A 16003-nucleotide genomic window follows, 5' to 3' on the forward strand; every position below is an offset into this window, starting at 1 on the left:
TGGGGGCGCGGGTGTGATCCGCGTAACGTCGCGCCTGTCACCCCGTAGTTTTCCAGTGCGCATCAGCGCGAGGAGGTAGTCATGCAGGTAGATGAACTGCTGAAGCCGTTCCCCATCAAGGAGTTCCACCCCTTCCCCCGGGCCATGATGGGTCCGGGCGCACACGAGATGATCGGTCCCGAGGCGCTGAAGCTGGGATTCAAGAGGACCCTCATCATGACCACCGGCCTGCGCGGCACGGACATCGTTCACAAGATCGCGGAGTCGTGCAAGTACCACGGCCTTGAGGTTGTGGTGTTCGATCAGGTCGAGTCCAATCCCAAGGACTACAACGTCATGGACGCGGTCGCGCTGTACAACTCGGAGAAGTGCGACTCGTTCATCTCCATCGGCGGCGGCTCCGCGCACGATGCCTGCAAGGGTGCCCGTATCTCGGTCGCCCACGACGGCCGCAGCATCAACGAGTTCGAGGGCTTCAACAAGAGCGAGAACCCTAAGAACCCGCCGCACATCGCCGTGTCCACCACCGCCGGAACCGGTTCGGAGACCTCGTGGGCGTACGTCATCACCGACACCACCACCGACCCAGACAAGCCGCACAAGTACGTCGCGTTCGACGACGCCTCGGTGACCTCCCTGGCGATCGACGACCCGGTGCTGTACTACGAATGCCCGGTGGCCTTCACCGCGCAGTGCGGTTTCGACGTTCTCGCGCACGCCTCCGAGCCGTACGTCTCGCGCCTGAACTTCCAGCCGTCGCTGGGCAATGCACTGCACGCCATCCGGCTCACCAACAGGCACCTGCGTGAGGCCACCTGGAACCCCACCGAACTGGCCGGCCGCGAAGGCATGATGTACGCGCAGTACATCGCGGCGCAGGCGTTCAACTCCGGTGGCCTGGGCATCATCCACTCGATCAGCCACGCGGTGTCGGCGTTCTACGACACCCACCACGGCCTGAACAACGCCATCGCACTCCCGCGCGTGTGGGCGTTCAACATGCCGGTCATGTACGAGCGCTTCGCCGACATCGCCGAGGTGATGGGCATCGACACGCACGGCATGACCAAGGTGCAGGCCGCCGACCAGGCGCTCAACGCCGCGATCCGGTTGCTGCGCGATGTGGGCATCACCGAAAAGTTCACCGACATCACCCAGGACACGCACGTCAAGAACCGCCTGGGCACGGGTCCGACCGCGTTCTACGCCAACCGCAAGGAGATCGACGGCGGCCCGGCCACCATCGACGCCATCACCAACCACGTGCTCGGCGACGCCTGTACGCCGGGCAACCCGAAGGAGTGCACCTTCGAGACGGTTCGTCCGGTCGTCGATCACTGCTTCAACGGTGACCTGGACGAACTGCTCACCTAGAGCAGCTCGCCCTCCCAGGTCCCACGGGATCCTCTCGTCGCTTCGTCCGCGATGAGGTGAGCGGGTGGCGGACAATGCAGCATCGTCCGCCACCCGCATTCCCCATACCCAGCACCGACAACCACCGTTCTAGAACCGGAGCATCACATGTCCGAGACCACCGCCGCGCCCGCGAGCACCACCGACGAGACCACCAGCCCCGCAGCCGAACAGTTCGCCGACGTCGCCGACGTCGTCGAGCAGTTCGCACAGGCCGGTTACCTTGCCGATCAGCGCCTCGCCACCACCGTGTTCCTGCAGGGCAGGCTGGGCAAGCCGTTGCTGCTGGAGGGGCCGGCCGGCGTCGGCAAGACCGAGCTGGCCAAGACGCTGGCGGCGGTCACCGGACGCGAACTGCTGCGCCTGCAGTGCTACGAGGGCCAGGACGAGACGACCGCGCTGTACGAGTGGGACTACGGCAAGCAACTGCTGTATACCCAGGTGTTGCGCGAGAAGATCTCGCAGGTGGTGGCCGATGTCGACACGCTGTCAGAGGCCGTGGACCGGATCGGCGCAGAGGAGAGCGTCTTCTTCTCCGAACGCTTCCTGGCGCCGCGCCCGCTGCTGGAGGCGGTGCGCTCGGAGAAGCCGGTGGTGCTGCTCATCGACGAGGTCGACCGCGCCGACGAGGCGCTGGAGGCGGTTCTGCTGGAGTTACTCGCCGAGTTCCAGGTGTCGGTTCCCGAGATCGGCACCTTCGTGGCCAAACATATGCCGCTGGTGATCCTCACCTCCAACAACACCCGTGATCTGTCGGCCGCGCTCAAGCGCCGGTGCCTGCACCTGTCGCTGGACTATCCGACGGCCGACCGCGAGCTGGCAATCATCAAGTCCAAGAATACCGGCCTCTCGGATGTGTTGTCCGCCAAGCTTGTTCAGATTGTGCGCGGGCTGCGTGACCTGGACCTGCGCAAGGCCCCGAGCATTTCCGAGGCGATCGACTGGGCGCGGACCCTGGCGGTGTTGGGCGCAGACGAACTCAACGCCGACATCCTTTCGCAGACAGCGAATGTGGTGGTCAAGTACGACCGCGACCTGGCCCGTGCGGTGGACGCACTGCCCACACTGGTCGACCCCAACGCCGAGGTGCCCAGCCACCTGCATACCCACGGACACGATCACGGGCATTCCCATGACCACGGGCATTCCCACGATCACGGCCATGCGCACGATCACAACGAACCCGGCCGCGAGCGGCGCGCGGCGATGGACGAACCCGGCCGGCACGGCGACGACTACTACGGCGCGCCCGGCGACAGCAGGGACATCGGCAAGCGCACGGTGAGCGCGGGGCAGGGCAGCAGATCCTTCGCCTCCCGCGGCGGCGGCGGCGCGCGCAAGCGGCCGTTCTAGGCGGCCGGGATGGAAGGCGCGATTCACCGGTTCGTCCGGTTGCTGCGGCTGCACGGTATCCGCATCGGCGTATCTGAGGCGATGGATGCGATGGCGGCGACCGCCGCACCGGAGATCCTCGGCGAACGGGAACTGCTGCGGTCGGCCCTGGAGGTGTGCCTGGTCAAGGACCGCCGCGACGAGGAGACATTTCATGATGTCTTCGACCGCTTCTTCCGGTTGCGGCCGGTCCTGGACAGCGATGACGGGCACGGGCATACGCATACCCACGACGACCTTTCCGACAGCGGCGAACTGAACGAGTACAGCCTCTCGGATGAGATCTCCCAGACCCCGCAGCAGGGCCACAGCCACGGCCCGCCGTCCAACCTCAAGGACTACTTCGACCCGGAGGACCTGGCCGAGCAGTACAACCTGCATCAGGAGGCCAACCGTCTGGACATGGCGTCGCTGACCGACGAGATCGTGCTGTCGGCCGACGAGGTGCCCAACTCCGAGGCCGCCGCGCGTGTCCAGCTCACCGTGTCGCGCCTGTCCAATCCGGGCAGGCCGGGTGAGTTGGTGGCAGACGACCGCACCAGGCTCGACGTCGAGTTGTCGGTGGCGCAGGAGATGGCGCTGCTGAACTGGCTCGACAGCGACTCCGATGACCTCACCCAGCCCGACGCGGAGGAGATCGCGGCCTTGCGCCGCATCCTGGCGGGTCTGCTCGACGGTCTGCCGGAGAAGCTGCGCGACCACCTCGAGCAGCTGATGGCCAGCGACCACGAGATCGAGGAACGCGAGGTCAAGGCGGAGATCCGCGATGTCATCCACGAGCACGAACGCGCCAGTCTGGAGGATTCGATCCGGCGGCTGATCCGCAGCCTGCACGGGGCACCCCGGTCGCGCCGCAAGGTGGCCGCACGCGGTTCGGTCGACGCCGCCCGCACGATGCGTGCCAACCTGCGCTACGACGGTGTGCCGTTCCGGCCGATCACCGTGGCCAAGGTGGAGGACCGCCCGAGTCTGCTGATCCTGGCGGACGTGTCCTTGTCGGTGCGCGCCGCGGCCAGGTTCACGCTGCAGCTCGTGCACGGACTGCAGTCGATGGTCTCGCACGTGCGCTCGTTCGCGTTCGTGTCGGATCTGGTGGAGATCACCGATCTGTTCGCCGAACATCCGATCGAGGAGGCGCTGTCCCTGGTGGTCAGCGGTCTGTCCAACGGCGGTGTGCTCGACACGTCCGCGGATTCGGACTACGGCACCGCGTTGGGCATGTTCCTGGAGGAGTACGGCGGCGCCGTCAATCGCCGGACCACGGTCATCGTCCTGGGCGACGGCCGGGGCAACGGTGCTGATCCGAACTTCCCCGCACTGGAGGAGATCTCGCGCCGGGCGCGGGAGGTCATCTGGATCACGCCCGAACCCTCGTACTCGTGGGGCCTTGGTTCGTGCGATCTGCCGGGCTATGCCGCGTACTGCGATCGGGTGCACATCATCCATGATCTGACGGCACTCGAGCAGGTGTCGGTCGATGCGATCAAGGTGTGATGGCCGGACGCGCCTGGTCGATGCCCCGGAGTCTTTTCCATTTGCAACGTGGCTGCATGACCCGCCGAAGTAGTGTGGCTCACAGTGTCAGTGGATGAGATTGTCGAGCGGGTGCCGTCGTCGCGGTCCGGGTTCAGCGATGAACAGCCGGCCCGCGATGCGGTGCGCGTGGCCAAGTTTCACACTCCCGAGGTGATCATCGGGCGCGGTGCTCTCGCCGAGATCCCGCGCGCCGCCGAAGGGCTCGGCGTGAGTCGGCTGCTTGTCGTGTCCGACCGCGGGATCCTGGGCAGCCCCTGGTTCTCCGAATTGGCCGACAGGCTGGACAAGGCCGGTATCCGCACCTCCTCGTTCACCGGAATCAGCCCCAATCCGCGTGCCGGTGAGGTGGTGGCCGGCCTCGAACGCTATGGGATGGCGCGGTGCGACGGCATTGTCGCGCTCGGCGGCGGATCGGTGATCGACGCCGCGAAAGGGGTCGCGATCCTGGCCGCCAACGGCGGTCACATCCTGGAGTACGAGGGCATCGACAGGGCCCGCAACCCGCTCCCGCCGCTGCTGGCGGCGCCGACCACCGCCGGCAGCGGTTCGGATGTCTCGCAGTTCTGCATCATCAACGATTCCGACCGCAAGACCAAGGTGACGATCATCGGCCGTGGCCTGGTCCCGAACGTCTCGGTGATCGATCCACGGCTGTTCGCGACGATGCCGCCCGAGGTGGTCGCCCAGTCCGGTATGGACGCGGTCTCGCACTGCGTCGAGGCATACGCCTCGCGTGCGCACACCCGGCTCACCGACGCGGCGGCGCTGTCGGCTATCGGCACGGCCTGGCGCAGCCTGGAGCGGCTGGTGAACGCCCCGGCCGACCCCGACGCCGGGATGGACATGGCGTATTCGGCGTTGCAGGCGGGAATGGCGTTCACCAACGCGATTCTCGGTGCCACGCACGCGCTCAGTCACCCGGTGGGCGGCATGTGCGACGCGCCGCACGGCGCCATCAACGCGATCATCCTGCCGCATGTGATCCGGTTCAACGCGCAGGCCGATCCATCGCCCTACGTCGATCTGGCCAGGGCGATCGGACTGCCCGAGGCGGCATCACCGCACGCCACCGCCGATCGCTTCGCCGACGAGATGTCCGGGCTGACGACGCGGGTCGGACTGCCCACGTCGTTGTCGGCGCTCGGGGTACGCGCCGAGGATATCCCGTCACTGGTGGTCAACGCGCTGGCCGATGCCTGCATGCGGACCAATCCGCGCCGGCCGACCGCCGCCGACGTGGCCGCCATGTACCGCGAGGCACTGTGACCATGTCGCCGCCACGCACACAACAGAGCCCGCGCGGCCGGTCCGCCGAGCAACGCCAGCCGGACCCGCTCGAACACCGGGATAACCTCGAACACCGGGATAACGCAGTGCAGGGCCCGTGTCCCACCTCGTCGCCCGATTCCTCCGACGCCGAATGGCTCAACTCACTGATCGGCCTGCACTCGGTCAAAGGTGGCCACTACGCCCAGTACCGGGGCGTCGAGCAGCGCCTGAGCCGGGTCGTCGGCGCGCTCGACCGGATCTCGCGCGCCCTGGTCGACACCGCGGAGGGACCGGAGAATCTGGTCCTGTCGGTGGCCAGGGCCGTCAGCGAACACCTCGACGCGCGGTGGGTGGTCTTCGCGCTCTGCGACGGAGAACTCGAACGCACAGGCCCGCGGCACCTGATGATGGCCGCCGACGGCACCGTCTACGCGTTCGAAGGGGTGGCCAGCGGCCGGGTGCCCAGCAACCTGCCGGACGAAGTTCTCAACCGGCTCAACGACATCCTGCGCCGACAGACCGATCGACTGGAGGTGGCGGTGGTCGACGATCACCATCTGCACCTGCCGCTGGAACTCGACGGCCGCGTCGTCGGTGGGCTGTCCGCATGGACCCGTCGGGGAAATCTCGTGGACTCCGCAGATCTGGTGGTGATGCGGATCCTGGCACGCCAGGCTGTTGTCGCCCTGCTCAACGCCGCACTCCTGGAGGAGAGCAGGCATCAGCTGACCCGCGCCGAGGACGCCTACCGGCGGGTCAGTGAACAGGCCGCGGTACTCGCCGCGCGCAACGAGGACCTCGAACGTACGCAGCGGGAACTGTCTGCCGCGATACGGCAGCGGCTGGTCACCGAGGAGCGCGAACGAATCGCGCGGGAGCTGCATGACTCGGTGACCCAGTCTGTGCTGTCGGCGGGTATGCAGATCGAGGTGTGCCGGGTCGAATCCGATCCGGCGACCGCGGCGCGACTGGAAGTGGCCGGTCGGCTCACCCGCAACGCCGTCGAACAGCTGCGTTCGGTGATCTACGCGCTCAATCAGGCGCCGTCGGTGGGCGGGTTGACTCTCGGTGAGATTCTCGACGAACTGTGTTCGATGCACATGCCGGCCGACCTGCGGACCGAGGTTCGCGTGGTCGGCAAGGTGCGCGATCTATCCGACGACGCACAGCACGCCATTCTGCGGATCGCCGGCGAGGCGTTGTTCAACACGGCGGTACATGCCGAGGCCACTCGGGCGAAGGTGGTGCTGACGTACGGTGAACACGACGTGGGGCTGTCGGTGGACGACGACGGTGCCGGTGATCCGGGACATCTACGTCGCGTTCTGCAGGCGGCCACGCTGGGTGACCTCGCCGGCCGGCACCGCGGGCTGGCGAACATGACGACCCGCGCCGCGGACCTGGGTGGCACGCTGCGTATCAGGCGATCGCGCATGGGTGGTATACGGATCGCCGTCGAATTGCCCGACGCCACTGTCCGGCCGGTCAGACCGCGGGAGGTGAACCAATGACAACATTTGGGGCGCAAGGTGTTCCACAAAGATCCACGGCTCCGCCGGGGCGGACTCCGCAATCGGCCGTCCGCACGATGCTGGTCGATGACCACGCGCTGCTGCGGGAGGGGATCAGGTCGCTGCTCGACCGCGAGCAGGCGATTTCGGTGGTCGGTGAGGCCGACTCCTACGATGCGGCACTCGCCGAGATCGCGCGGTGCCGGCCGGAGGTGGTCGTCGTCGACCTCAAACTCAGCGCAGGGACCGAGTACGAGGGCTTGCGCCTGGTCACCGAGCTGTCGTCGCGGTATCCGACGGTGGCCACACTCGTGCTCACCACCTTCCTCGACGATGACCTGGTGGTGCGCGCGGTCAAGGCGGGGGCACGCGGGTACGTGGTCAAGGACATCGACACCACCGAACTCGTGCGGGCGATCCAGGCCGTGTGGGGTGGGGGCAGCGCCTTCGACGCGCGCAGTACAGCGATCGTCCTGCGTACGGTCTCGGGGGAGTCCGGCACCTCCGACGCGCTGACCGACCGTGAGCGCGAAGTTCTGCGACTGCTGGCGGACGGCATGTCCAACAAGGGAATCGGTCAGAAGCTCTTCATTTCCGAATCCACGGTCAAGTTTCATATCCGCAACATCATCCGCAAGCTCGGGGTGTCCAAGCGCACTGACGCGGTGTACATCGCCAGCAAACGCGGCCTGATCTGACCGCCCGCGCCCCCGAACCGGCCGGGCCCGGGTCCGGCGATAGTAGGCGGCGCACCGGACTACCGGTGCGGGGTGAGTATCAGCCAGCCGCCGTGGTCGGTGAAGATCTCGGCGCCGGCGTGATCGACACGATCGGCCCAGAGTCGCAGGTCGTCCTCGGTGAGCCGGAGCAGATGCCCGAAGTGCTCGGTCGGCTCCTCCTCGAACGGCACGGCGATCACCACGCGATGCCTGGCCACCCGCAACGCCTCGGTGACCGCGACGGTCGTGTCCTGGACATCGAGGTGTTCGAGCAGGTGGATGAGGGTGACAGTGTCCACGTGATCGTCCGGGTAGGGCAGTGCGAGAGCATTGCCGACGCACGCGTCGACATCGATCCGCAGGCTCGCCGAGGCGGTGGTGAGCAGGTCGATCGCGCCGGGGGAGATGTCGCAGGCCCGCACCGAATGACCGTCCCGGGCGCACGCCAGGGCGAAGAAGCCGAAGCAGCATCCCACCTCCAGAACCTCGTGGCCGGCGATCAAGGACCGTGCCCGACGATGGACGGGGCTGAAAGGTGAAGTGCCGTTGTCCAACTCGTTGATCGAGTTGAGGTAGTAGGCCCGCCAGGCGGACTCCTCGGAGGCGGCCGACGAGCAGATCATCTGCACGGCGGCATCCTCGAACTGTTCCTGTCCGCTGAGGACTCCGAGTTCGACGAGCTCGGACAAGGAGGCCACCATCACCGAATCGGAGATGGTCCGTTCGGTCCAGGGGTGCAGGATCTCCACCGCACCGGCGGAGCGCCGCCATAGCAGGGAAGAGCTCCTGGAGTATGCACGCTCGGCGTCCGGGTAGTCCGGTAGCGGCCTGACCAGCACGTTCAGTTCGGTAGGGGTCGCAGCGTCCGCATTCACCGTGGTCATGGGTCCAGAGTAGGTCTCCAGATCGTGGTGGTGAACTGGCCGTAAAGGCAGGGTTTCGGGGATTCGGCAGTTTCGGGGTACGGGAACACGACCGAGTAATGTGATGCAGATCACAACAAGGTGATTTCGCCCGATTTGGGTGCAATTGACCGAACATGCTCCACCGACAACGCGCCTACCTGGGCGAACCTAGTCGGCCGAGCGTGTCCACCTGGCGATTTGATCCTCTGTAAACGTTCGCGTAACTTTCTTCGAGTCAGAGCGAGACGGGCTGGCGCCGGGGAGTCGGGCGAGGATGAAAGTCCTGGTCAGGGGCTTGTGGGTGTTGGTTTCGGGTTTGTGATGATCACCTTGGTTTGTTTTCTGGTGTGCTGTGTTGTGCGCCGGGGTTCGGGGTGGGCCGGGTAGGTTCGGTCGGCTGCAAGGGTTCGGGGTTGCCGGGTTTTGCGGTCGGGGTTCGGGTCTGTTAGGCTGGAGTGGTTGCCCCGGAGTGGGTGGCGGTTTCCAAGTGTTTGTGAGCAGTGCTTGCTGATGGTTGCCTCTTTGTGGGGTGGTGTTGGTGGGTGTGTGTTCTTTGAGAACTCGATAGTGTGTGACAAACTTTGTTTGATGCCAAATTTTTTTGGTAGTCAAAATATTTTTGAATGCCAGTTTGTTTTTTTGAGGATTTTTTGGTCAGGTTTTTCTCTCTGGTCTGAAGAATTGTGTTGAAACTGTTTGGTTTCAGTGTTTTTTCATGGAGAGTTTGATCCTGGCTCAGGACGAACGCTGGCGGCGTGCTTAACACATGCAAGTCGAACGGAAAGGCTCCTTCGGGGGTACTCGAGTGGCGAACGGGTGAGTAACACGTGGGTGATCTGCCCCTGACTTTGGGATAAGCCTGGGAAACTGGGTCTAATACCGGATATGACCTGCCCTTGCATGGGGGTTGGTGGAAAGCTTTTGCGGTCAGGGATGGGCCCGCGGCCTATCAGCTTGTTGGTGGGGTAATGGCCTACCAAGGCGACGACGGGTAGCCGACCTGAGAGGGTGATCGGCCACACTGGGACTGAGACACGGCCCAGACTCCTACGGGAGGCAGCAGTGGGGAATATTGCACAATGGGCGCAAGCCTGATGCAGCGACGCCGCGTGAGGGATGACGGCCTTCGGGTTGTAAACCTCTTTCACCAGGGACGAAGCGCGAGTGACGGTACCTGGAGAAGAAGCACCGGCCAACTACGTGCCAGCAGCCGCGGTAATACGTAGGGTGCGAGCGTTGTCCGGAATTACTGGGCGTAAAGAGCTCGTAGGCGGTTTGTCGCGTCGTCTGTGAAATTCTGCAACTCAATTGTAGGCGTGCAGGCGATACGGGCAGACTTGAGTACTACAGGGGAGACTGGAATTCCTGGTGTAGCGGTGAAATGCGCAGATATCAGGAGGAACACCGGTGGCGAAGGCGGGTCTCTGGGTAGTAACTGACGCTGAGGAGCGAAAGCGTGGGTAGCGAACAGGATTAGATACCCTGGTAGTCCACGCCGTAAACGGTGGGTACTAGGTGTGGGTTCCTTTTCACGGGATCCGTGCCGTAGCTAACGCATTAAGTACCCCGCCTGGGGAGTACGGCCGCAAGGCTAAAACTCAAAGGAATTGACGGGGGCCCGCACAAGCGGCGGAGCATGTGGATTAATTCGATGCAACGCGAAGAACCTTACCTGGGTTTGACATACACCAGACGCTGGCAGAGATGTCGGTTCCCTTGTGGTTGGTGTACAGGTGGTGCATGGCTGTCGTCAGCTCGTGTCGTGAGATGTTGGGTTAAGTCCCGCAACGAGCGCAACCCTTGTCCTGTATTGCCAGCGGGTTATGCCGGGGACTTGCAGGAGACTGCCGGGGTCAACTCGGAGGAAGGTGGGGATGACGTCAAGTCATCATGCCCCTTATGTCCAGGGCTTCACACATGCTACAATGGCGCGTACAGAGGGCTGCGAGACCGTGAGGTGGAGCGAATCCCTTAAAGCGCGTCTCAGTTCGGATTGGGGTCTGCAACTCGACCCCATGAAGTCGGAGTCGCTAGTAATCGCAGATCAGCAACGCTGCGGTGAATACGTTCCCGGGCCTTGTACACACCGCCCGTCACGTCATGAAAGTCGGTAACACCCGAAGCCGGTGGCCTAACCCCTGTGTGGGAGGGAGCTGTCGAAGGTGGGATCGGCGATTGGGACGAAGTCGTAACAAGGTAGCCGTACCGGAAGGTGCGGCTGGATCACCTCCTTTCTAAGGAGCATTGGCACTGTCGTGGATCATGCCCGAATGTGGTGTGCCGCGGTCATGTTCATGGGTGAAACATCAAACACATCCTGTTATGCCGGCTGTGCACTAGACGTGTGTGGTGGGTGGGGTGAGTGTTCTGGGTGACTGGGATGCTGGTTGTTGCACACTATCGGGGTTCTGAGGGAACACGCAGTGATGCGGGTTGTCTTGGCCTGCTGTTGGGTTGCTGGTGGTGAGGGTTCCTGTGATGGGGGCCGGAGTTGGTGGCTGGTGGTGGGTGTGTGTTGTTTGAGAAGTGCATAGTGGATGCGAGCATCTCATCAGTGATGATCGATGTGCCCTGTGAGGGGTTGTTGGTTGTTGTTGATGGTATGAATATTGCAATTTCATTTTTTGAGATAGTGCTTTTTTGGCGTCTACATTCGTGTCTTTGCCGGCAGTCTTCGGGTTGTGTGGTGGGGGTGTGTTTGTAGGTGTTGTTGTAAGTGTTTTAGGGCGTTCGGTGGATGCCTTGGCACCAGGGGCCGATGAAGGACGTGGTAGGCCGCGATAGTCCTCGGGGAGTTGTCAAACGAGCTGTGATCCGAGGGTGTCCGAATGAGGAAACTCAGCACCAGTTATGTGGTGTTACCCGCCCGTGAATGTATAGCGGGTGTGGAGGGAACGTGGGGAAGTGAAACATCTCAGTACCCATAGGAAGAGAAAACAAGTGTGATTCCGTGAGTAGTGGCGAGCGAAAGCGGATGAGGCTAAACCATGCGCATGTGTAACCGGGTAGGGGTTGTGTGTGTGGGGTTGTGGGGTTCATCTTCCCGGATCTACCTGTCCGGGCGTGAGTGATAAAATCATGGGTTAGGTGAAGTGGCCTGGAATGGTCCGCCGTAGACGGTGAGAGTCCGGTAGTCGAAAGCCTGTGGTCTTGCGTGATGGATGCCCAAGTAGCAGCGGGCTCGTGGAATCTGCTGTGAATCTGCCGGGACCACCCGGTAAGCCTGAATACTTCCTGGTGACCGATAGCGGACTAGTACCGTGAGGGAAAGGTGAAAAGTACCCCGGGAGGGGAGTGAAATAGTACCTGAAACCGGACGCTTACAATCCGTCAAAGCCTGTGAGTTCTTGAGTGGACTGTGGGTGATGGCGTGCCTTTTGAAGAATGAGCCTGCGAGTTAGTGCTCGGTGGCAAGGTTAACCCGTGTGGGGTAGCCGTAGCGAAAGCGAGTCTGAATAGGGCGCAATGTCGGAGACATTATGTCTTGTGACTGTAGTCGCCGGGTCTAGACCCGAAGCGGAGTGATCTACCCATGGCCAGGGTGAAGCAGCAGTAAGATGTTGTGGAGGCCCGAACCCACTTCAGTTGAAAATGGAGGGGATGAGCTGTGGGTAGGGGTGAAAGGCCAATCAAACTCCGTGATAGCTGGTTCTCCCCGAAATGCATTTAGGTGCAGCGTCACATGTTTCTTGCTGGAGGTAGAGCTACTGGATGGCCGATGGGCCCTATCAGGTTACTGACGTCAGCCAAACTCCGAATGCCGGTAAGTGAGAGTGTGGCAGTGAGACTGCGGGCGATAAGGTTCGTAGTCGAGAGGGAAACAGCCCAGATCGCCGGCTAAGGCCCCTAAGCGTGTACTAAGTGGAAAAGGATGTGGGGTCGCGAAGACAACCAGGAGGTTGGCTTAGAAGCAGCCACCCTTGAAAGAGTGCGTAATAGCTCACTGGTCAAGTGATCCTGCGCCGACAATGTAGCGGGGCTCAAGTACACCGCCGAAGCCGCGGCACTCACACAAGTCATCGGCACATCCTTGCGGGGGTGTGTGTAGTGGTGTGGGTGGGTAGGGGAGCGTCCTGCATCCGTGGAAGCGCCGGAGTGATCCAGGTGTGGAGGGTGTGGGAGTGAGAATGCAGGCATGAGTAGCGAAAGACAAGTGAGAAACTTGTCCGCCGGATGACCAAGGGTTCCTGGGGCAGGTTAATCCGCCCAGGGTGAGTCGGGACCTAAGGCGAGGCCGACAGGCGTAGTCGATGGACAACGGGTTGATATTCCCGTACCCGTGTATCCGCGCCCAATAGCGAGGCAATTGTACTAAGTGCCCAAATCCCAAGAGACCGCCTTCGGGTGGCTGGCGGGTGCTGCGCACGACCTTGGTTGTAGTAGTTAAGCGATGGGGTGACGCAGGAAGGTAGTGGGGCCAGTGAGTGGTTGTACTGGTGTAAGCCTGTAGGGCGAGACATAGGCAAATCCGTGTCTTGTGTGCCTGAGAGGTGATGCGTAGCCGGTGAGGCGAATTCCATGATCCTATGCTGCCGAGAAAAGCCTCTAGTGAGTTGGTACATGGCCCGTACCCCAAACCAACACAGGTGGTCAGGTAGAGAATACTAAGGCGATCGAGTGAACTGTGGTTAAGGAACTCGGCAAAATACCCCCGTAACTTCGGGAGAAGGGGGACCACTGCTGGTGAACACTGTTCGGTGGGAGCTGGTGGTGGTCGCAGAGACCAGAGAGAAGCGACTGTTTATTAAAAACACAGGTCCGTGCGAAGTCGTAAGACGATGTATACGGACTGACGCCTGCCCGGTGCTGGAAGGTTAAGAGGACCGGTTAGTGCCCCTTGTGGGTGCGAAGCTGAGAATTTAAGCCCCAGTAAACGGCGGTGGTAACTATAACCATCCTAAGGTAGCGAAATTCCTTGTCGGGTAAGTTCCGACCTGCACGAATGGCGTAACGACTTCTCTGCTGTCTCAACCACAGACTCGGCGAAATTGCAGTACGAGTAAAGATGCTCGTTACGCGCGGCAGGACGAAAAGACCCCGGGACCTTCACTATAGCTTGGTATTGGTGTTCGGTTCGGTTTGTGTAGGATAGGTGGGAGACTGTGAAGCGGTCACGCCAGTGGTCGTGGAGTCGTTGTTGAAATACCACTCTGATCGTATTGGACTTCTAACCTCGGACCCTGATCGGGTTCAGGGACAGTGCCTGGTGGGTAGTTTAACTGGGGCGGTTGCCTCCCAAAATGTAACGGAGGCGCCCAAAGGTTCCCTCAGCCTGGTTGGCAATCAGGTGTTGAGTGTAAGTGCACAAGGGAGCTTGACTGTGAGACGTACATGTCGAGCAGGGACGAAAGTCGGGACTAGTGATCCGGCACCTACGAGTGGAAGTGGTGTCGCTCAACGGATAAAAGGTACCCCGGGGATAACAGGCTGATCTTCCCCAAGAGTCCATATCGACGGGATGGTTTGGCACCTCGATGTCGGCTCGTCGCATCCTGGGGCTGGAGTAGGTCCCAAGGGTTGGGCTGTTCGCCCATTAAAGCGGCACGCGAGCTGGGTTTAGAACGTCGTGAGACAGTTCGGTCTCTATCCGCCGCGCGCGTTAGAAACTTGAGGAAACCTGTCCCTAGTACGAGAGGACCGGGACGGACGAACCTCTGGTGTGCCAGTTGTTCCGCCAGGAGCACTGCTGGTTAGCTACGTTCGGAAGGGATAACCGCTGAAAGCATCTAAGCGGGAAGCCTGTTCCAAGATGAGGTTTCTCACCCCCTTAGAGGGGTTAAGGCCCCCCACAGACCATGGGGTTGATAGGCCAGAACTGTAAGCACAGTAATGTGTTCAGGTGACTGGTACTAATCGGCCGAGGACTTACAACAACACCCACACACAGTGTGGGCCATAATGACCATGTAACGCATCCACTATGCACCTCTGAAACAACACACAACACACACAAGTGTGTGTGTGACAATTTCACAAATTTTGCGGCGGCTATAGCGGTGGGGAAACGCCCGGACCCATTCCGAACCCGGAAGCTAAGCCCACCAGCGCCGATGGTACTGCACCCTAACCAGTGTGGGAGAGTAGGACACCGCCGCAATCACACCCCATTGAGGCCCCAACACACTCGTGTTGGGGCCTCAATGCATGTGGAGGGCATCTCCGTTGAAAAGGCGCCTTTCGACGTCGGCGGGTCTGCGGAAGATCGACGAACCCGAGGACATCGGCCTCACCCGCGGCCGACGAGAAGCGCCGCAGCACCATGCCGCGGCGGCTCCGTCGGGCGGGCTCTAGTGGTCGGGGTTCAGATCTGCGGGTGTGTCCGCATCGGTTCCGGGCACGACGATCATGGGGATCGACAGCGCTCGCAGAATCTTCGATGCGGTCGACCCGAGGAAGATTGTGTTGGGTGCGGCCAGCCGGCTGGAGCCCACCATGATGACATCGCCGTCGTGCCATTCGAGCGAGGACACCGCCTCCTCGATGGTGTGGCCCTGGGCGATCGTCGAGGAGATGGGGAAGTCCGTCGGCAGTCGCCGGAGCGCCTCGTCGAGCGTCGACTGAGCGTGCTTGCGGGCATCGGATACGGCGAGCTCGTCGGGTGTGTCCGCCCACGGCTGTACCTCATCCAGGGCCACCAGCGAGACCATCCGGATCGGGCGGTGGGCTCGCAGTCCGGCGCGGATCGCCGTCTGGAACAGCAGGTCGGTGCCCGGACGGTGGCCGATCATCACCGTCAGCTCCCGGACCTTTTCGGCGCCCACGTGGCTGAAACCGAGCGGCGCCAGGGCCACCGGTATCGGCGACGAATGGAGCATCCCGTTGACGACGGAGCCGAGCGTGTGCCGGCCGAGGATCCCGCCGCCGGATCCGCCCATGACGATGACGTCGGCCCCGGATTTCTGGGCCTGACGGATCAGCCCGAGCGCCGGATTGGCGTCGGTCGCGATCGTCGCGGTCGTCTCGATGTCGTCGGGGATCATGGCCGCGGCGTCGTCGAGCCAGGCCTGTGCGGCATGGTCGAGGGCATCGGAGAGCTTGTCGATGTCGCTCTGTTCGTCGGCGCCGGTCGCGTGCGGGTCGGGCGGGATGACGACGCATAGCTCCAGTTCGGCGTCGAGGGTTCGTGCCAGCGACGAGCCCAGGGCGACGGCATCGGCCCCGCCGCTGGTGGCGATATAGGCGACGAGCAGTTTCATGTGTTTGTCTCCGATCGGCAGCTCACCTAAGCCTAGTGCCCCGAACGCGGCGGCTGTCCGAT

The 16003-nt window shown here is 62.6% G+C and carries 8 protein-coding genes and 3 rRNA genes; 9 read left to right on the forward strand and 2 right to left on the reverse strand.

What is annotated here, in order from left to right:
- Nucleotides 1-81: 81 nt before the first annotated feature.
- The 6 genes from mdo (at nucleotide 82) to GII31_RS08110 (ending at nucleotide 7819) form a co-directional block, all read left to right on the forward strand.
- Nucleotides 82-1374 carry an NDMA-dependent methanol dehydrogenase gene (mdo, locus tag GII31_RS08085; protein ID WP_213248423.1) on the forward strand — a complete coding sequence of 431 codons (1293 nt, stop codon included), beginning with the start codon at nucleotides 82-84 and terminating at the stop codon, nucleotides 1372-1374.
- A 147-nt stretch (nucleotides 1375-1521) separates the two neighbouring features.
- Entirely contained in the window at nucleotides 1522-2766 is a 1245-nt protein-coding gene (locus tag GII31_RS08090) for an AAA family ATPase (protein ID WP_260840375.1), read from the forward strand.
- A gap of 9 nt (nucleotides 2767-2775) precedes the next feature.
- Complete coding sequence (locus GII31_RS08095) at nucleotides 2776-4299, forward strand: VWA domain-containing protein (protein WP_213248427.1); 1524 nt, start codon at nucleotides 2776-2778, stop codon at nucleotides 4297-4299.
- 84 nt (nucleotides 4300-4383) lie between these two features.
- Nucleotides 4384-5607 carry an iron-containing alcohol dehydrogenase gene (locus GII31_RS08100; protein WP_213248429.1) on the forward strand — a complete coding sequence of 408 codons (1224 nt, stop codon included), beginning with the start codon at nucleotides 4384-4386 and terminating at the stop codon, nucleotides 5605-5607.
- 107 nt (nucleotides 5608-5714) lie between these two features.
- Complete coding sequence (locus GII31_RS08105) at nucleotides 5715-7121, forward strand: MadS family sensor histidine kinase (RefSeq protein ID WP_322974143.1); 1407 nt, start codon at nucleotides 5715-5717, stop codon at nucleotides 7119-7121.
- Nucleotides 7122-7198: 77 nt separating this feature from the next.
- Nucleotides 7199-7819 (forward strand): MadR family response regulator transcription factor, encoded by a 621-nt coding sequence (locus GII31_RS08110; protein WP_260840376.1) that lies wholly within the window; start codon nucleotides 7199-7201, stop codon nucleotides 7817-7819.
- 59 nt (nucleotides 7820-7878) lie between these two features.
- Here the strand turns inward: GII31_RS08110 and mftM are convergent, their stop codons facing one another.
- Nucleotides 7879-8724 carry a mycofactocin oligosaccharide methyltransferase MftM gene (mftM, locus tag GII31_RS08115; protein ID WP_260840377.1) on the reverse strand — a complete coding sequence of 282 codons (846 nt, stop codon included), beginning with the start codon at nucleotides 8722-8724 and terminating at the stop codon, nucleotides 7879-7881.
- A gap of 733 nt (nucleotides 8725-9457) precedes the next feature.
- On the opposite strand from mftM, the gene GII31_RS08120 reads away from it, so the two are divergent.
- The 3 genes from GII31_RS08120 (at nucleotide 9458) to rrf (ending at nucleotide 14842) form a co-directional block, all read left to right on the forward strand.
- Nucleotides 9458-10979 (forward strand): 16S ribosomal RNA (locus GII31_RS08120).
- A 476-nt stretch (nucleotides 10980-11455) separates the two neighbouring features.
- Nucleotides 11456-14618: ribosomal RNA gene (locus tag GII31_RS08125) — 23S ribosomal RNA — on the forward strand.
- 107 nt (nucleotides 14619-14725) lie between these two features.
- A 5S ribosomal RNA gene (rrf, locus tag GII31_RS08130) occupies nucleotides 14726-14842 on the forward strand.
- Together the 16S, 23S and 5S rRNA genes form the textbook arrangement of a ribosomal RNA operon.
- Nucleotides 14843-15032: 190 nt before the next feature.
- Here the strand turns inward: rrf and GII31_RS08135 are convergent.
- Complete coding sequence (locus GII31_RS08135) at nucleotides 15033-15941, reverse strand: universal stress protein (RefSeq protein WP_213248435.1); 909 nt, start codon at nucleotides 15939-15941, stop codon at nucleotides 15033-15035.
- Between the last annotated feature and the right edge of the window lie 62 nt (nucleotides 15942-16003).

This window comes from Gordonia pseudamarae (genome assembly GCF_025273675.1).
GTDB classification, from domain to species: Bacteria; Actinomycetota; Actinomycetes; order Mycobacteriales; family Mycobacteriaceae; genus Gordonia; species Gordonia pseudamarae.

What these genes read in the sequence shown, in the direction of transcription:
- GII31_RS08110 (WP_260840376.1), top strand. Translation starts at nt 7,199, where the DNA reads ATGCTGGTCGATGACCACGCGCTGCTGCGGGAGGGGATCAGGTCGCTG.
- GII31_RS08095 (WP_213248427.1), top strand. Translation starts at nt 2,776, where the DNA reads ATGGAAGGCGCGATTCACCGGTTCGTCCGGTTGCTGCGGCTGCACGGT.
- GII31_RS08135 (WP_213248435.1), bottom strand. Translation starts at nt 15,941, where the DNA reads ATGAAACTGCTCGTCGCCTATATCGCCACCAGCGGCGGGGCCGATGCC.
- GII31_RS08090 (WP_260840375.1), top strand. Translation starts at nt 1,522, where the DNA reads ATGTCCGAGACCACCGCCGCGCCCGCGAGCACCACCGACGAGACCACC.
- mftM (WP_260840377.1), bottom strand. Translation starts at nt 8,724, where the DNA reads ATGACCACGGTGAATGCGGACGCTGCGACCCCTACCGAACTGAACGTG.
- mdo (WP_213248423.1), top strand. Translation starts at nt 82, where the DNA reads ATGCAGGTAGATGAACTGCTGAAGCCGTTCCCCATCAAGGAGTTCCAC.